Origin of the sequence: Rhodococcus sp. D-6 (assembly GCF_040256695.1) — a bacterium.
In the GTDB taxonomy this organism is placed as follows: domain Bacteria; phylum Actinomycetota; class Actinomycetes; order Mycobacteriales; family Mycobacteriaceae; genus Rhodococcus; species Rhodococcus pyridinivorans.
The window spans coordinates 3,398,944-3,416,087 of sequence record NZ_CP132970.1 but is presented as its reverse complement, the minus strand read 5'-3'; the positions used below and the strand labels follow the sequence as shown (position 1 = coordinate 3,416,087).

The window sequence follows — 17,144 nt, the reverse complement described above, 5'->3', positions numbered from 1 at the left end:
CCCGCGACAATCGAAGTCGTGACCGACCGGATTCCCGAAGCGCGCGTGCTCGTCGTCGACGACGAGCCGAGCATCGTCGAACTGCTGTCCGTGAGCCTGAAGTTCCAGGGCTTCGAGGTGGAGACCGCGAGCAACGGCGCCGAAGGACTGGACAAGGCGCGACGCTTCCGGCCCGACGCAGTGATCCTCGACGTGATGATGCCCGGGATGGACGGCATGGGCCTGCTGCGCCGCCTGCGCGCCGACGGCATCGACGCGCCCGTGCTGTTCCTGACCGCGAAAGACGCGGTGGAGGACAAGGTCGCGGGCCTGACGCTCGGCGCCGACGACTACGTCACCAAACCGTTCAGCCTCGAAGAGGTCATCGCCCGGCTGCGCACGATCCTGCGCCGCGCCGGCAAGGTGTCCGAGACCGAACGCAGTTCCCGCATCACCTTCGCCGACCTCGAACTCGACGAGGACACCCACGAGGTGTTCAAGGCCGGCAAGCCTGTGTCGCTGTCGCCGACCGAGTTCACGCTGCTGCGGTACTTCATGCTCAACGCCGGGACGGTGCTGAGCAAGCCCCGCATCCTCGAGCACGTGTGGAACTACGACTTCGGCGGTGAGGTCGGGGTTGTCGAGTCGTACGTGTCGTATCTGCGACGCAAGGTGGACATCGGCGACGTCCCCCTCATCCACACCGTTCGCGGGGTGGGCTACGTGATGCGGGAACCCCGCACATGAACCGGCTGCGGGCGCTGCCACTCCGTTGGACGCTGGTGGCCGCCCTGGTGCTCCTGGCCGGCATCGGTCTGCTCGCGTCGGGTGTTGCCGTCACCTCGGCTCTGCAGAACTCTCTGCTGTCGCGCGTCGACCGGGACCTCGAGGAGGCCGCACGGACCTGGGCGCGACCCGACCGACCCCCACTGACGCCACCGCTGGACGCCCCCACCTCCCGGCGACCGCCGAGCCCCTTCTACGTGCAGGTCGTCGACGCCGACGGACAAGTGCTGTTCGTCGTCAATGACGAGTCGACCGCACCGGATGTGCCTGAGGATCCGACGGGTAGGCCCGTCACCGTCGGATCCGTGGGCAACGACGGTCCGCACTGGCGGGTGATGAGCACCGAGAACGCGTCGGGTGTCGTGACCACCGTCGGGATGAGCCTGGCCGAGGCCGACGAGACGGTGGACAGCCTCGTCGTGCTGCAGACGGTGATCGGTGCGGTCGTGCTGGTCGCACTGGCGGTGGGCGGCGGTGTCGTCGTGCGGATGAGCCTGCGTCCCCTCGACGAGGTCGAGCGCACCGCCGCCGCGATCGCTGAAGGCGACCTCAGCGAGCGGGTGCCCGAGGGCGATCCCCGAACCGAGATCGGGCGGTTGTCGGTGACCTTCAACGCCATGCTCGGCAGGATCGAATCAGCCTTCGCAGCAACCGCAGCATCCGAGGAGTCGGCGCGACGCTCGGAGGAGAAGATGCGTCGCTTCGTCGCCGATGCCAGCCACGAACTCCGAACTCCGCTCACCACCATCCGCGGTTTCGCCGAGTTGTACCGGCAGGGCGCGAGTACCGACACCGGCATGCTCATGGACCGCATCGAACGCGAGGCCCGCCGCATGGGTCTGCTCGTCGAAGACCTACTCATGCTTGCGCGACTCGACGAACAACGCCCGCTCGACCGCTCCCCGGTGGACCTGCTCGCGGTCGCCGCCGACGCGGTGCACAACGCGCGTGCCGTCGCACCCGAACGGACCATTACCCTCGACATCATCGACGGCCCAGGCACTCCCGAGGTTCGCGGCGACGACGCCCGTCTGCGTCAGGTGTTGAGCAATCTCGTCACAAACGCCCTGACCCACACCTCACCAGACGCCGATGTCACGGTGCGGGTGGGTACCGCAGACACCGATGCGATCTTGGAAGTCGCCGACACCGGCCCCGGTCTCGATCCCGACGACCGCGAGCGCGTCTTCGAACGCTTCTACCGCGCCGACGCCTCCCGCACCCGCGCGTCGGGTGGGAGTGGTCTGGGTCTGTCGATTGTCGCTGCGCTGGTCGCGGCGCACGGCGGGAAGGTGGAGGTGGAGTCCGAGAAGGGTGTCGGCTCTACCTTCCGTGTCCGCATCCCCCGTCTACTTCCACGCGCCACTTCTCGATGAGGCGTGGTCAGTAGAGATCGTCGAGCTTGTCGAGATCGACGCCCTTCGTCTCGCGACTGGTGGCCACGGCGATCACGGTGATCGACATGGTAATCACCAGGTAGACGATGACTGCGGTGGCACTGAATCGGTCGACCAGCCACACCGCGATGAACGGGGCAGGCGCTCCGGCGATGATCGACGAGCCCTGGAACACCAGCGACGAACCGGCGAAGCGGTACTTGGTGGGGAACAGTTCCGTGATCCATGCGGCTTCCGGGCCGGCGAGCATGCCGTGCAGCAGCGCGCCGACGCACACACCCACACCGAGCGCGGTCATGTTCTCGGTGTGCACCAGGGAGAAGAAGATGGGCGCCCAGATGATGAGCGAGACGGCCGGGACGAGCATGGCGATCTTGCGTCCCACCCGGTCGGACCACCATCCGCCGCCGATCATTCCGAGGAACTGGCAGACCGATGCGAAGGCGACGGTGGTGACGATCGCGCCGCGGGTGTAGTCGAAATAGGTCGTGGCGTACGCGATGACGAAGATCGTGTAGACGTAGAACGCGATGTTCTCGCCCAGGCGCATGCCGAGGCCGTGGAGCAGCGGGCGCGGCTTACGCAGAGCCTCGATGATGCTGGACGATTCCTTGCGTGCAGCCTTGTTATCGGCGGACTCGGCCTTCTCCTGCGCGGCCCGGTAGACCGGAGATTCCTCGACGCCCCGACGGATCAGAAAGCCGATGACGAGCAACGGCACGGCGAGGAGGAAGGCGACGCGCCAGCCCCAGTCGTCGAATGCGTCCCCGGGGAAGACGACCGCGAGTATGCCCACCGTGACGGTGGCCAGGACGGTACCGGCCGGAGCTCCGGACTGCGGCCATGCCGCCCAGAATCCCCGGCGCTTGGGTTCGCCGTATTCGCTGACCAGGATCACTGCGGCGCCGAACTCGCCACCGAGGGCGAAGCCCTGGATCATGCGCAGGACGACCAGGGCGACGGTGGCCCAGATGCCGATCTGGCCGTAGGTGGGGAGCAGTCCGATCGCGGCGGTCGCGCCTCCCAGCATGAGGAACGTTGCAACCAGGATGGGCTTGCGTCCGAACTTGTCACCGAGATGACCGAAGACGATGCCGCCGAGAGGACGGGCGACGAACCCGAGTCCCTGTGTCGCAAGGGCCATCAACAAGGAGGCGACCGGGTTGCCGCTGGGGAAGAACAGAGGGCCGAGGACGGTCGCGGCGAGGATGCCGTAGATCGCGAAGTCGTACCACTCGAGGACGGCGCCGGCCATGCTGCCGGCCAGAACCCGTTTGAACGGCGTTCTGGTGGTCGGTGTGCCGGAGTCCGGTGGGACGGACGGCGTACCCGACTGCTCGATGGTGGTCATGTCGTGCCTTTCGGATCAGTTTCGAGGGTTGCTGTGTCACAGCTGGAGGGTCAGCTTGTCGCCGCATGCGCGGGAGCAGCAGGTCATCATGGTTTTTCCGGCTGCGCGCTCGGCCTTGGTGAGGACCAGGTCGCGGTGGTCGACCTCGCCGTCGAGGACAGGTACCTCGCATGCGCCGCAGATGCCTTCCTCACAATCGCTCTGGGCGTCGATGTTGGCGGCTCGAAGTGCCTGGAGCACTGTCTGATCGGCAGCGACCGGGACGGTGATGCCGGAATCCTTCAGCACCACCTCGAAGCCGTGCTCCTTGGACGGATCGAGTTCTTCGAGCGTGGAGGAGAAATGTTCGACGTGCAGGGTGTCGTCGGGCCAATGTGCGGTGGCCTCGCCGAGTGCGGAGAGCAGACGCTCGGGACCGCACGAGTACACCTGCGTGCCCTCTTCCGGGTCGGCGAAGAGAGCGGGAAGGTCCATGCGGGTGCCTTCGTCGCCGGGATAGAGCCGGACCCGATCGCCGTGGTCGCGTGCGAGACGGTCGAGAAATGCCATCGAGGTGCGTGAGCGGCCGGCGTAAAGGATCTCGTAGTCGACTTCGGCGGCCTTGACCTGATCGGCCATCGCGATTACCGGGGTGATGCCGATGCCACCGGCGACGAAGACATACCGTTTCGCGTCGGGGTCGAGCTTGAAGTGGTTGCGGGGACCCCGCACCCGAAGCGTGTCGCCGACGGACAGTTCGGTGTGGATCCACCGGGACCCACCTCGGCTCTCCTGATCGTGGAGAACGGCCACCTGGAAAGTGTTGCGGTCGTTCGGGTCACCGCACAGTGAGTACTGTCGCGACACTGCACCGCAGTCGACGTCGATATGCGACCCGGCGGACCATTTCGGCAGCGGCCGCCCGCTCGTGTCGCGCAGGGTGATCAGCAGGGTGTCGTCGGCAACGCGTTCGAGTCCGGAGACGGCCATGGTGCGAGCGATCGTGTTCTTCGACGGTTCGCCGATCTTGACCGGCTGCTGAAGGGACAGCAATTCCGGGTCGGCTCGTTCGGGGTTGCGTGTCGGATCCCAGCGAACCCACACATGATCGGGTCCGCGGAACGAGGTGTTGGGAAGGTAGGTGAATTCCTGATCCGGGACCAGCTCCATGTGTGGCAGGCGTCGGGTCAGTTCTTCGAGGAAGATCTGGATCTCCATGCGTGCGAGGTTTTTTCCCATGCACTGGTGGCTGCCGTACCCGAAGGTGAGATGGTCGCTGGCGTTGTCGCGCCGGATGTCGAAGTCGTCGGCCTGGTCGAAGTGGCGTTCGTCGTGGTTCGCGGACGAGTTGACGATCAGTAGCTTCGCCCCGGCAGGAATGGCGACACCGTTGATCGTGGTGTCCGCGGTGACGAGACGCCGCCACGCCGCTACCGATCCGGAATGACGCAGGCATTCTTCGACCGCGTTGGGGATCAGGCTCGGGTCGGCGCAGATCTCTTCCCACACGTCGCGATGTTCGAGCAACAGCCGCAAGGCATTCGCAGAGGCGTTGGCGGTCGTCTCGTGCGCGGCGACGATGCCGGCCATCATCATCGAGTGCAGGTAGGAGTCGGTGACGACGTCCGGCTGTTCCTGCTGAACGCGGATGCCGAAAGGCATCCAACCGTGCCCGCTGGGATCCTTCCGCATCTTGTCGAGAACGGTGCCCGCGAACTGCCAGAACTTCCCGACGGCATCGGCTACGGCGACCTGCTGCTCGGGAGCCGGACGTCCCCACGTGTTGACGGTGTGTGCGATCGAGTACTCGCGCAGGGTGTCCATGTCCTCCTCGGGCACACCGAGGAAGTGCAGTGCGACGGTGAGCGGAACCTCCCAGAGCATCTCGTCGACGAGGTCGACGTGACCGGCATCGATGAAACGATCGACGTATTCGCGGGTCAGTCGGCGCACCATCGGCTCGTGGTGGGCGAGCGCGGCGGGAGTGAAGGGCTCCATCAGCGCTCGCCGTCGCGGCATGTGTGCCGGTTCGTCCTCGTTGACGAGAGTGCGGTTCATGGCATAGCCGTATCGGGCCAGAACAGCGTTCGCCTCGTCGGAGGTCGGGGTGATCTTCTCGAGAGCGATCGAAGGCGAGAAGAGTTCGTTGTCGCGGAAGACGGCTTTGACGTCTTCATAGCGCGTGACCACCCAGTACCCGAGTTCGGGGCTGTAGAAGACGGGCTCTTCGTCACGCGACCAACGCAGAGATGCGGCGGGGTCCACCTGGTACGGCCCGGTGAAGGGATCGAACGATGCGGCGCGCGGGGAGACGGGGCAGCCGGTAGGGGAGGTGAAGGCGGTGTGGTCGATGGGGCAGCGGCTCTCCGCGGCGGGTTGCGGGGTGTCGAGGACGGTGCCGATCGACTGACTCGTCATAATGCTCTCCATCTGCGAACTGCGAATTTACTTTTATCGAACATATGTGTTCGTTGAACGCACATTCAGACGGTAACGGTGGTCACACTCGGCGTCAATGCCGGGGTTGGATCTCTGTGCTGAGGGCAAGAAAAGGACGCCCTCAGCGGGCGTCCTCGAGCGCGGCTGTACTCGTCAGGTATCGAGCAGGCTGTTGATCCGTGCGGCGGTCGCCACAACGGCGGTTGCCGCAGTGTCGGTATCGAGACCTTCGATCGCGACGACGCCGACGCTCGCCTCGAACCCCATCCCCTCATGGTCGACGGGAGAGCGCACGCCGGCTGCCACGCCGACAGCGCCGTGTTCGAGTTCGCCGGCGGTGATGCTGAAGCCGTCCTCGCGTGCGCGTCGGATCGCGTCGGTGTCGGACTCCGATGCGGGGCGACCGGCAAGGATGGCGATACCGGCCGCGCCCTTGGACACGGGATGTCTGGTGCCGACTCGGTAGCCCACTCGGAGGATGCCCGAATCGGGTTCGGCCACCGCGATCACTACGCACTCGTCGCCCTCGAGGGTCGACAGGAAAGCAGTGGCCGATGTCTGCTGAGCCAGGTCTCGCAGGAGCGGTTGCGTCACCTCGCGCAAGCGGGGACGGAAGCGCGAACCGAGTAGTGCGGCTCCCACCGCCAATCTGATCCGGCCGTCGTGCATTCGGGCTACGAGCGAGTGTGCTTCGAGAGTCGCGACGATTCGATAGCCGATGGCCCGAGCGACCTCCAGCTCGGCCGAGAGTTCCGCGATCGAGATTCCCCCTGGTCGCTGCGACACGATGTCCAGCGCGCGTAGACCGCGATCAAGGGTCTGGAGGGTGCTCAACAGTTCTCCTCGGGGCTCTCGCTAGCGATACCGAAGCCTATCCCGACCACATCTCCGGCTATCGGCATGGCGGTCGGGTTGCGCGGGCCGCGTGGTGTCCTCACCACCCGGCAGGGGGCGCTTGATGTTTCGGAAACTCGAAGTAACACTATTCGGCGCCCGGCCTTCTTCGATCTCGGGAAATCGATCGGGTCCCGGGTTGGAAAGAACGTCACATAAACGTGATTATCATCACTTACCGTATTCCCGCCGTTCGGACTACGCCCAGGTAGATGCACTCGAAGACCAAGGGATTCAACCGAACACACGACACGATCCCATGACCGGCTACCGAACAGGGTCTGGATTTCCCGGCTGATCTGCGACAAGACTTCGATTCACACGTAACGCTCAGTTATTTCTCAGGGATAGTTCGGGTAACGCTCGCTCGAGTCCGGTTCCAGCGCCGGGGCCGGATTCGTCGGGAAATAGTTTTGTCTCGGGGAGGAGACACATTCATGGGGAGGACTGCGGGATGACGACGGTCGATGATCGAGGGCTCGACCCGTCCGACGCTCCGCGGCGCGCACCTGACCGTGCGCCCGCGGACGCGTCGCCCGGCACCGGTGTCAACCGGTGGAAGTGGCAGAACGTGTACGTGAAGAGGCTGTGCCTCACGGACGCGATCACCGTGGTCCTCTCCGTGATCCTGGCGCAGACCGTCCGCTTCGGCTACGAGGATCTACTCCGCGCCGGAGGTGGCGGTCAGCTCGATTACACGGTGGTATCTGCCGTCCTCATCGTGGCCTGGCTGGGCGCGCTGAGTCTGTTCCGTTCGCGGTCGCGTCGCGTGATCGGCGCCGGCTACGACGAGTATCAGCGGGTCATCTCGGCGACGCTCGCCGTGTTCGGCACCATCGCCATCATCGCGCTCATCACCAACCAGCAGATCGCGCGTGGCTTCCTTGCTATCGCTTTGCCGGTGGGTCTTGCCGGTTTGCTGTTGTCGCGGTGGGTGTGGCGGAAGGTGATCGCGCGCAAGCGTGCTCGGGGCGACTTCCAGACGTCGGTGCTGGTGGTCGGTGGTGCTCGGGCGGTGCGGCACATGACCCGCACCTTTGCCCGTCAGGACGGGGAGGGCTATTGCGTCGTCGGCGTGTGCGTGCCGCGTTATTCGGGTGCGCCCGGTGATGTGATCGATGTCGACGGCCGGGAGATCACCGTCTACGGCGACGAACACTCCGTCGTCGAAGCGCTCGAGCTGTCGGGGGCGGACACGGTGGTGGTCACTGCCACCGAAACCTTGGGCAGTGAGGGTCTGCACGATCTGGTCTGGCAGCTCGAGCCGCTCGACACCGACCTGGTGGTCGCCACGGGTGTGGTGGATGTGGCCGGTCCGCGTATCGAGATGCGTCCGGTGGCCGGTCTGCCGCTGATCCACGTGGAAAAGCCCAGCTATCACGGGGCGAAGCGCTCGGGGAAGCGGATCTTCGATCTCGCCTTCGCCGGTGCGGCGCTGGTGGCGTTGGCTCCGGTGTTCGCGGTCGTCGCGCTGTTGATCAAACTCGAGGATCGGGGTCCGGTCTTCTACAAGGCGGAGCGCATCGGTATCGACGGCACGCCGTTCGGGATGATCAAGTTCCGGTCGATGGTGACCAATGCCGACACGATGGTCGACACGTTGCTGGCGCAGAACGAGGGCGCCGGCCCGCTGTTCAAGATGAAGGACGACCCGCGGGTCACTCGTATCGGCAAGGTGATGCGGCGGTTCAGCATCGACGAGTTGCCGCAGTTCATCAATGTCATTCGTGGCGAGATGAGTGTGGTGGGTCCGCGTCCGCCGTTGCGGCGTGAGGTCGAGGCCTATGACGGTCGGGTCAAGCGCCGGTTGTTGGTGCGCCCAGGGGTGACCGGGCTGTGGCAGGTCTCGGGCCGCTCGGATCTGTCCTGGGACGAGTCCGTGCGACTGGACCTGTCGTATGTGGAGAACTGGTCGATGGTGAGCGATGTGCTGATCATCGGCAAGACCGTCAAAGCCGTGCTCGCCAGCGACGGCGCCTACTGACACAAGCTCGAAAAAGAACGGCCTCGGGGTTTCGACTCCGGGGCCGTTCTCGATCTCCGACACCCAACCGTGATTTGACTTTCCGCTGTGATGACCCGCACAGTATGTACGCACAGCGTTCGTGACGTACGCAGTGCGTACGAATTTCGATTCCTTCGGAAGGAACCTCCGGTGTCACGACGCTCATTCGAATTCGGCCGACTCCGCACTGCGGCAATAGTGGGGTCGGGTGTGCTTGCGCTCGTCCTCGCAGGCTGCAGCACCGGAGAATCCGCTGCTCAGGAGACTGTGCAGGAAACGGCGGCGTCGGACGGTTCTGCCTCGGACTCCGCCCACCCCGCGGCCGACGCCCCTGCCGAGGGCGAAATGCGCGTGACGCTGCTCGGCACGGGCAGCCCGGTGCCGAGCACCGAGCGCTACGGCATGTCCACGCTGGTCCAGGCCAACGGCCTGAACCTCGTCTTCGATGCGGGACGCGGAGCCACGGTGCGCCTGACGCAGGCCGGCGTTCCGGTCGGTCAGGTCGATGCCGTCTTCCTCACCCACTTCCATTCCGACCACATCAACGGTCTGTCCGACCTCTGGATGAGCAGCTACGTCCCGGCACTCGGCGGGCGCGAGGGCGCCTTCCAGCTCTACGGACCCGTCGGCGTCCGGAACATCGGCGACGGAATGCAGAGCACCTACCGCAACGACATCGACGTGCGCGTCGCGGACAAGGAAGTCGATCCCGCGACCACGCCGATCGAATCGCACGAGTTCGCAGAAGACGGCGTCGTCTTCGACCAGGACGGCGTCACCGTCACGATGTTCACCGTGGAGCACGATCCGGTCGGTGCGATCCAGCCGGCGGTCGGCTATCGCGTCGACTATGCGGGCAAGTCGGTGCTCCTCAGCGGCGACACCGTTCCCACCGAGAACGTCCTGAAGTTCGGTGAAGGCGTCGACGTGCTGGTGCACGAGGTCGCCGACTTCGAGGATCCGTCGGCGCTCCCCAGCGTGTACGCGCATCACACGAACCCGCAGCAGGCAGGCGACATCTTCGAGCAGACCCAGCCGAAGATGGCGGTCTACAGCCACATCGTCAACGGCATCCCCGGCCGCGTCCCCGGCATCTCCGATGAGATGCTCGTCGAACGCACCCGCGAGAACTACGACGGCCCACTGACCGTCGGCACCGACCTGATGACCTTCCTCATCACCGACGACGAAGTGCGCGTCGACAACTGATCGACAGCACGGACCGAACCCCGCCGGCACCATCGGCGGGGTTTCGCCGTGCGGTATCCGGGGGCATCTGGTGGATGTACCGCGTTTCCGACGAGGAGGATCCGACATGGCGGCCAGCGTCTCCGACCGTTTCGACATCGACGCCACACCCGAGCAGGTGATGCGCGCCCTCGAGGATGTCGAGCGCATCCCCGAGTGGTCGTCGGCCCACAAGAGCGTCGAGGTGCTCACCCGTGACGACGACGGCCGGCCGCTCCGGATCCGCATGACCCTGTCGCTGCTCGGCTTCTCCGACACCCAGACGATCGAGCATTCGTGGACGGAGAGTTCGACGTCGTGGACGCTCGTCGAGAGTGGGATGCAGCGCAGCCAGGACGGGGAGTACGCCCTCGAACAGATTGCGCGCGGCACCCGGGTGCACGTCACCATGTCGCTCGAACCGAAGGTTCCGGTTCCCGGCTTCGTGCTGAAGCGCGGGCAGAAGCATGCGGTCGAAGCGGTCCGAAAGGGGCTGACCGAGTTCGTCCTGTCCAATTACGCCTGACTCGCCGTCGGCAGTTCCAGAGTGAACCGGGCTCCGCAGCCCGGTCCCTCACTGTGCGCGTGGATGCGACCATCGTGGGCTTCGACGAGTGCCCGCGCGATCGTCAGGCCGATGCCGCTGCCGCCGTGATTCCGGTCGCGGGCGGTGTCCGCGCGGTAGAACCGGTCGAAGAGGTGGTCGAGGTGATCGGGCGCGATGCCGGCGCCCGTGTCGGTCACGGTGATCTCCGTTCGGCCGCGGCCCAGGATGCGAGTGGCGACGGTGACGTTTCCTCCTGCCGGGGTGTGCCGTAGGGCGTTGTCCAGCAGGTTCGCCAGCACCTGTCCGAGCCGGTCGGGATCGACCGTCACCGGCGCAGATTCGACGACCTCGGCCTGCAACGTCACGCCTTTGCCGTCGTACTGCTCGCGCACCGCGTCGACCGCCGTGGCGACGAGGGTGCCGGTGGTAGTGGGCACCCGATGGATGCGGGTGAGGTGCTCTTCCGCCCGGGAGACCGCGGTGATGTCCTGTGCCAGGCGGTTCAGCCGGTGGGTGGCGGCTCGCAGAATCTGCCGGGTGTCGTCGTCGAGAGTGCGGACGCCGTCCTCGAGTGCTTCCAGATAGGAGTCGAGTGTGGCGATGGGGGTGCGCATTTCGTGCCCGAGGTCGGCGAGCATTCTGCGCCTTGTGATTTCGGTGGCTTCGAGGCGTCGTGCAAGCTCGTTGAAACTGGCTGCCAGTTCGTCGAATTCGTGACCGAGTCCGGGGCCGGGGACGCGGGTGTCGTAGCGACCTCCGGCGATCTGCGCGGTGGAGGTGGTCACCGTATCGAGCGAACGCTGGATCCGTCGCGCGATGTACCAACTGACCGCCGAGGCCAACAGCACCGCGATCGCGACCGCCAGACCCCACGCGAGGACGATGGCCCAGGTGAAGGCTTCTTCGACGTGAGCGGCCTGGCTCGAATCGTGATCGATCCCCGCTTGTCCGAGATGGTCGTGGAAGATCCCGGGAGCGAGAGCGGACGCGACGAGCCATGCGCTGACGGCACATCCGACGACGACGGCGACGAGCGCGAGGAACAGGCGGGTGCCGAAACTCGTCGCGCTGGGGGAGCCGGACGTCATCGCCCTGTTCCCATCCGGTAGCCGACGCCGCGGACGGTGCGCACGAAACGTCCCTGGTTCGCGTCGTCGCCGAGTTTGCGACGCAGATGCCCGATGTGCACGTCCACGAGGTGGTCGTCGCCCACCCAGTTCTGCCCCCAGACGGCCGCGATGAGCTGAGCACGGGTGAACACGACTCCCGGGTCCTGCGCCAGGGCAGCGAGGACGTCGAACTCGGTGCGGGTGAGTGCGACCGGCGTGCCGCGCACGGCGACCTCCCGTCCGTCGACGTCGAGGGACAGCTCCCCGAACGTCCGGGTCTGCCGACTCGCGGACGCTACGACCCGCGCGGTGGTCCGGGGACGACGCAGCATCGCTTGGATGCGGGCCATGAGTTCGCGCGGGCTGAACGGCTTCGTCAGGTAGTCGTCTGCCCCGACGGACAGACCGATCAGGGTGTCGACTTCCTCGGTGCGCGCGGTGAGCATCACGACGTACGCGTCGGAGAAGGTTCGCAGCTGCCGGCACACCTCGACACCGTCGAGTCCGGGTAGGCCGAGGTCGAGCACCAGGATGTCGGGGTCGACCTGCCGCGCGAGGGTCACGGCCTCGGATCCGTCGCCGGTGATCGTCACGTCGAAGCCGTCGCGTTCGAGATACGAACCCACGAGCTTCGCCAACGACCCCTCGTCCTCGACGACCATGGCTCGCATCCGGGCGGTCGAGCTCGGGACGGGTGCGGATCCGCCGGAAGGTCCCGTCACACGGGCAGAAGAAGGCATGGGATCCATCATCGTCACCCGCAGAGGTGCTGACGATGCGGCCGCAGATCTTGAGCAAATCTTCATGCGATCTCCATCGGATCCCGGGAGTACACCCGCGAGGGTGGACATCATGAACAAGAAGACTCTGGCTGCCGGTGCGATCGCGCTGGCGGTGACGTTCGCAGCGTCGGCGTGCAGTGATTCCGGTGGCGACGAAGCAACCACGGCGACCGCCACTTCGGCCCCGACATCCGCCGAGGCGAACTCCGCGCGGTTCGACCAGGACGATGTGATGTTCTCGCGCATGATGATTCCGCACCATGCGCAGGCCATCGAGATGAGCGACATGCTGCTGGCAAAGGACGGCATCCCGGAGCCGGTGAGGGCGCTGGCCGAGCAGATCAAGGCAGAGCAACAACCCGAGATCGAGCAGTTCGAGGCATGGCTCCAGGAATGGGGCATGCCCATGCGCGGTGACGACGCTCCTGGAATGAACGGCCACATGTCCGGCATGCCACCTGTCTCGGACATGCCGGGTATGGACGACATGCCGCACATGGACGGGATGATGAGCGAGCAGGACATGCAGGCACTGTCCGACGCGCAGGGCGTCGACGCTGCCCGCCTGTTCCTGGAGCAGATGATCGTCCACCATGAGGGAGCGATCGAGATGGCGCAGGACGAGATCGAGGACGGGCAGTATCCCGAGACCGTCGAGCTGGCCCGCACCATCGCCGACACGCAGCAGAAGGAAATCGACACGATGCGTCAGTTGTTGACCACTCTGTAGCCGATCCGCGTCGCGGGTTCGTCCCGTCGGCCGAGTCAGGAGCTGTCGATGTCCCAGCAGGTGCACGAACACACGCACGAGCACGAGCACGCCGGTCACGATCGTCACGCGGGACACGGCGCCCACGGCGAGATGTTCCGGCGACGGTTCTGGGTCAGTCTGATCCTGTCGGTGCCGGTCGTGGTCTTCAGCCACATGGTCGCCGAGCTCTTCGGCTACCACCTCCCGGATGTTCCGGGTACCGAGTGGATCCCACCGGTGCTGGGCACCGTCATCTTCTTCTATGGCGGCGTGCCGTTCCTGACCGGAGGCTGGGCCGAACTGCGTTCCCGCCAACCGGGGATGATGCTGCTGATCGCGATGGCCATCACGGTGGCCTTCGTCGCGTCGTGGGCCACGACTCTCGAGGTCGGCGGTTTCGACCTGGACTTCTGGTGGGAATTGGCGCTGCTGATCGTCATCATGCTGCTCGGTCACTGGCTCGAGATGCGGGCGCTGGGTTCGGCGTCCGGTGCACTCGAAGCACTGGCCGCGATGTTGCCGGACACCGCAGAGAAGGTCACCGACGATGGTGTCGTCGAGGTGCCGCTGCACGAAGTGTCCCTCGACGATGTGGTGCTCGTGCGTGCCGGAGCGCGCGTGCCCGCCGACGGCACCGTCATCGACGGGACCGCCGAGGTCGACGAGTCGATGGTCACCGGTGAATCCAAGACCGTCACCCGCGACGTCGGCGACACGGTGGTCGCGGGCACCGTCGCCACCGACAGCGCGCTCCGGGTGCGGATCACGGCGGTGGGAGAGGACACCGCATTGGCCGGCATCCAGCGCATGGTCGCCGATGCCCAGGCGTCCTCGTCCCGCGCGCAGGCTTTGGCGGATCGCGCCGCGGCCTTCCTCTTCTATTTCGCCGCAATCGCGGGTGCTCTCACCTTTGTCGTGTGGACGTTGCTCGGCAATCTCGACGAAGCCGTGGTGCGTACCGTGACCGTCCTGGTCATCGCCTGTCCCCATGCGCTGGGTCTGGCGATTCCGCTGGTGATCGCAATCTCGACCGAACGCGCGGCTCGCGCGGGTGTGCTCGTCAAGGATCGGCTGGCACTCGAACGCATGCGCACCGTCGACGCAGTGCTGTTCGACAAGACCGGCACCCTCACGCAGGGCAAGCATCAGGTCACCGGTGTCGTCGCGACGGCGGGAATCGACGAGGAACACCTAATCGCCCTGGCAGCTGCGGTCGAAGCCGACAGTGAGCACCCGGTCGCGCGAGCCATCGTGGCTGCCGCCGATGCCCGCGTCCCGTCGGCCGAGCGGATGGCGGTGACGGACTTCCGCTCGTTGCCCGGCCGCGGTGTGCGCGGACTGGTCGACGGGGCGGAGGTGACGATCGGCGGACCGTCCATGCTGAGCTCCCTGCAACTTTCGGTGCCCGACGACGTCGCCGCGGTCACCGACGGGTGGGTGCGACGTGGTGCATCGGTGCTGCACGTTGCCTCCGACGGTCGGGTGCTCGGAGCCGTGGCGCTCGAGGACACCGTGCGCGACGAATCGCGGCAGGCCGTCGACGCCCTGCACGCGCGGGGCGTGAAGGTCGCGATGATCACCGGTGATGCCCAGCAGGTGGCCGACGCCGTGGCCGCCGATCTCGGCATCGACGAAGTGTTCGCGGAAGTGCTCCCGGAACACAAGGACGCGAAGGTCGCCGAATTGCAGAAGCGCGGGCACACCGTCGCAATGGTCGGCGACGGGGTCAACGACGCGCCTGCCCTCGCGCGAGCCGACGTCGGTATCGCGATCGGAGCGGGCACGGACGTCGCGATCGAGTCGGCCGGTGTCGTCCTCGCCGCGAACGATCCGCGAGCAGTGCTGTCGATCATCAAGCTCTCGCACGCGAGTTACCGCAAGATGTGGCAGAACCTGCTGTGGGCAACCGGATACAACGTCGTCGCCGTTCCGTTGGCGGCCGGTGTGCTGGCCTTCGCCGGCATCGCGATCTCGCCGGCCGTGGCCGCGGTGCTCATGTCGGCGTCGACGATCGTCGTCGCGCTCAACGCGCAGACGCTCAGGCGCCTCGATCTCGACCCCGGGCACGCTACCGACGGACGAGTTTCCCGATAACTTCTCTTTTGTTGACGCGCGCGAGCGACACTTCTGTGAGACGATCTCAATCGCATAACGTATCGGAGTCGCTACGGAGGACGCGGCTTCGATATACGGGGTTGTCGACGTCCGAGTGCAGGGAGGTGCTCGAGCGTCGAAGCGTCTCGGGGAGGAGACACACTATGAGGGTTCTTTCGTCATGACCACAGTTCGTCACACGAACGACGATGCTGCACATGACCTTTCACTTATCGACACCAGTACCGGCGCTCCGGCCGGTACTCGGATGTCCACCAGGTGGAGCTGGCAGAAGTCCTACGTCAACACTCTGTTCGTCACCGACGCTCTGGTCGTCGTGCTTGCTATCGCGCTCGCGCATGTGATGCGGTTCGGGCAGGATTCGCTCGTCACCATGGACGGCGTCGGAACGCTGAGTTACACGCTGATCTCCGTTGCGTTCGGCGCGGCGTGGATCGCATTCCTTTCCCTGTTCCGTACCCGCTCCAGGCGGGTCATCGGCGCCGGCTTCGAGGAATATCAGCGCGTCGTTTCGGCGACGCTCAATCTTTTCGGTCTCGTTGCCATCGTGGCGCTCATCTTCCGGATGGAGCTTGCGCGCGGCTATCTCGCCATCGCTCTGCCCGTGGGTCTCGCGGGACTGCTGTTCTTCCGGTGGGTTTGGCGACGGGTCGTCGCACGTCGGCGCCGGAAGGGTGAGTTCACGACGTCGGTGCTGGTGGTGGGTGGCGCCCGCGCAGTTCGCCATATGGCCGGCACGTTCCAGCGCCGCAGTGGTGAGGGTTATCGCGTGGTGGGCGTGTGCGTGCCGCGGTATTCCGGTGTGCCGGGCGAGAGTATCGATGTGGACGGACGGAAGATCCCGATCCACGGCGACGAGAGCACCGTCGTCGAAGCGTTGCGTGCTTCGGGTGCCGACACCGTCGCGGTGACCGCCACCGAGACCCTCGGCCACGAAGGCATCCGCGACCTGCTGTGGCAGCTCGAACCCGAGCGCGCCGATCTGGTGGTGGCGACGGGCGTCGTCGATGTCGCCGGCCCGCGCATCGAGATGCGCCCGGTTGCCGGGTTGCCACTGATCCATGTGGAGAAGCCGAGCTATCACGGTGCGAAGCGCAGCGGGAAGCGTCTGTTCGACCTCGCGTTTTCCCTCGCCGCGTTGCTGTGCCTGGCCCCGGTCTTTGCTGTCGTTGCGCTGTTGATCAAGCTCGAGGACGGCGGCCCGATCTTCTACAAGTCCGAGCGCATCGGTATCGACGGCACCCCGTTCGGAATGATCAAGTTCCGCTCGATGGTGCAGAACGCCGACAAGCTGGTCGACCAATTGCTCGATCAGAACGAGGGCGCCGGCCTGCTCTTCAAGATGAAGGAGGACCCGCGCGTCACCCGTGTGGGCCGGGTCCTGCGCCGGTTCAGCATCGACGAGTTGCCGCAGTTCATCAACGTCGTGCGTGGGGAGATGAGCGTGGTGGGTCCGCGTCCGCCGCTGCGTCGCGAGGTCGAGAGTTATGACGGGCGGGTCAAGCGTCGTCTGCTGGTGCGTCCCGGCGTCACGGGCCTGTGGCAGGTCAGTGGCCGTTCGGATCTGTCGTGGGACGAGTCGGTGCGTCTGGACCTGTCGTATGTGGAGAACTGGTCCATGGTCTCCGACGTGCTGATCATCATGAAGACCGTGAAGGCGGTCGTCGCCAGCGAAGGCGCGTACTGACCTTCGATCGAGCGATTCTCGCCCCAAGATCAACTTCACGGTAGTGTCTCAGGCTGTCGCCGTCCCCTGCACGGTGACATCGAACCCCGCCGGAAG

Annotated in this window: 13 protein-coding genes; 8 read left to right on the top strand and 5 right to left on the bottom strand. The window is 65.7% G+C overall.

From position 1 onward, the window contains the following. Positions 1-18 precede the first annotated feature (18 nt). Together RBB84_RS15860 and RBB84_RS15855 are read left to right on the top strand one after the other, a co-directional pair. Positions 19-726 (top strand): response regulator transcription factor, encoded by a 708-nt coding sequence (locus RBB84_RS15860; protein ID WP_024101966.1) that lies wholly within the window; start codon positions 19-21, stop codon positions 724-726. Beyond that, positions 723-2,141, top strand: coding sequence for a HAMP domain-containing sensor histidine kinase (locus RBB84_RS15855; protein WP_064256200.1), 1,419 nt, complete (start codon positions 723-725; stop codon positions 2,139-2,141). The genes RBB84_RS15860 and RBB84_RS15855 overlap by 4 nt, the downstream gene beginning before the upstream one ends. Positions 2,142-2,148: 7 nt before the next feature. Here RBB84_RS15855 and RBB84_RS15850 read toward each other — a convergent pair whose 3' ends face one another. The 3 genes from RBB84_RS15850 to RBB84_RS15840 form a co-directional block, all read right to left on the bottom strand. Continuing rightward, complete coding sequence (locus RBB84_RS15850; RefSeq protein WP_197481830.1) at positions 2,149-3,513, bottom strand: MFS transporter; 1,365 nt, start codon at positions 3,511-3,513, stop codon at positions 2,149-2,151. Positions 3,514-3,549: 36 nt separating this feature from the next. Then, positions 3,550-5,910: a cytochrome P450/oxidoreductase gene (locus RBB84_RS15845; protein WP_064256216.1), complete on the bottom strand. Its 2,361-nt coding sequence runs from the start codon at positions 5,908-5,910 to the stop codon at positions 3,550-3,552. A gap of 174 nt (positions 5,911-6,084) precedes the next feature. Next, entirely contained in the window at positions 6,085-6,765 is a 681-nt protein-coding gene (locus RBB84_RS15840; protein ID WP_006553075.1) for a helix-turn-helix domain-containing protein, read from the bottom strand. Positions 6,766-7,279: 514 nt separating this feature from the next. Between RBB84_RS15840 and RBB84_RS15835 the strand changes: the two genes are divergently transcribed. From RBB84_RS15835 to RBB84_RS15825, 3 genes are all read left to right on the top strand, one after another. Then, positions 7,280-8,809 carry a sugar transferase gene (locus RBB84_RS15835; RefSeq protein ID WP_350246264.1) on the top strand — a complete coding sequence of 510 codons (1,530 nt, stop codon included), beginning with the start codon at positions 7,280-7,282 and terminating at the stop codon, positions 8,807-8,809. 171 nt (positions 8,810-8,980) lie between these two features. Then, on the top strand, positions 8,981-10,039 hold the full coding sequence (locus RBB84_RS15830) for an MBL fold metallo-hydrolase (RefSeq protein WP_231912122.1): 1,059 nt from the start codon (positions 8,981-8,983) through the stop codon (positions 10,037-10,039). Positions 10,040-10,145: 106 nt separating this feature from the next. Beyond that, positions 10,146-10,583, top strand: coding sequence for an SRPBCC family protein (locus RBB84_RS15825; protein WP_033096261.1), 438 nt, complete (start codon positions 10,146-10,148; stop codon positions 10,581-10,583). Here the strand turns inward: RBB84_RS15825 and RBB84_RS15820 are convergent. Both RBB84_RS15820 and RBB84_RS15815 read right to left on the bottom strand, forming a co-directional pair. Beyond that, the gene (locus tag RBB84_RS15820) at positions 10,574-11,692 is read right to left on the bottom strand and encodes an ATP-binding protein (RefSeq protein WP_064257528.1); all 1,119 of its coding nucleotides are present in this window, start codon (positions 11,690-11,692) and stop codon (positions 10,574-10,576) included. The genes RBB84_RS15825 and RBB84_RS15820 overlap by 10 nt on opposite strands. After that, positions 11,689-12,375: a response regulator transcription factor gene (locus RBB84_RS15815; protein WP_064257529.1), complete on the bottom strand. Its 687-nt coding sequence runs from the start codon at positions 12,373-12,375 to the stop codon at positions 11,689-11,691. Before RBB84_RS15815 ends, RBB84_RS15820 begins: the two co-directional genes overlap by 4 nt. A 190-nt stretch (positions 12,376-12,565) precedes the next feature. Between RBB84_RS15815 and RBB84_RS15810 the strand changes: the two genes are divergently transcribed. The 3 genes from RBB84_RS15810 to RBB84_RS15800 all read left to right on the top strand — a co-directional run bounded on the left by RBB84_RS15810 (position 12,566) and on the right by RBB84_RS15800 (position 17,048). Further along, positions 12,566-13,225: a DUF305 domain-containing protein gene (locus tag RBB84_RS15810; protein WP_082921170.1), complete on the top strand. Its 660-nt coding sequence runs from the start codon at positions 12,566-12,568 to the stop codon at positions 13,223-13,225. 48 nt (positions 13,226-13,273) lie between these two features. After that, on the top strand, positions 13,274-15,340 hold the full coding sequence (locus tag RBB84_RS15805; protein WP_064257530.1) for a heavy metal translocating P-type ATPase: 2,067 nt from the start codon (positions 13,274-13,276) through the stop codon (positions 15,338-15,340). A 268-nt stretch (positions 15,341-15,608) separates the two neighbouring features. Further along, the gene (locus RBB84_RS15800; protein ID WP_064257531.1) at positions 15,609-17,048 is read left to right on the top strand and encodes a sugar transferase; all 1,440 of its coding nucleotides are present in this window, start codon (positions 15,609-15,611) and stop codon (positions 17,046-17,048) included. The last annotated feature ends 96 nt before the right edge of the window (positions 17,049-17,144 follow it).

Coding starts and splice junctions, on each gene's coding strand:
- RBB84_RS15855 (WP_064256200.1), top strand. CDS start 723: ATGAACCGGCTGCGGGCGCTGCCACTCCGTTGGACGCTGGTGGCCGCC.
- RBB84_RS15850 (WP_197481830.1), bottom strand. CDS start 3,513: ATGACCACCATCGAGCAGTCGGGTACGCCGTCCGTCCCACCGGACTCC.
- RBB84_RS15845 (WP_064256216.1), bottom strand. CDS start 5,910: ATGACGAGTCAGTCGATCGGCACCGTCCTCGACACCCCGCAACCCGCC.
- RBB84_RS15835 (WP_350246264.1), top strand. CDS start 7,280: ATGACGACGGTCGATGATCGAGGGCTCGACCCGTCCGACGCTCCGCGG.
- RBB84_RS15825 (WP_033096261.1), top strand. CDS start 10,146: ATGGCGGCCAGCGTCTCCGACCGTTTCGACATCGACGCCACACCCGAG.
- RBB84_RS15820 (WP_064257528.1), bottom strand. CDS start 11,692: ATGACGTCCGGCTCCCCCAGCGCGACGAGTTTCGGCACCCGCCTGTTC.
- RBB84_RS15815 (WP_064257529.1), bottom strand. CDS start 12,375: ATGGTCGTCGAGGACGAGGGGTCGTTGGCGAAGCTCGTGGGTTCGTAT.
- RBB84_RS15810 (WP_082921170.1), top strand. CDS start 12,566: ATGAACAAGAAGACTCTGGCTGCCGGTGCGATCGCGCTGGCGGTGACG.
- RBB84_RS15805 (WP_064257530.1), top strand. CDS start 13,274: ATGTCCCAGCAGGTGCACGAACACACGCACGAGCACGAGCACGCCGGT.
- RBB84_RS15800 (WP_064257531.1), top strand. CDS start 15,609: ATGTCCACCAGGTGGAGCTGGCAGAAGTCCTACGTCAACACTCTGTTC.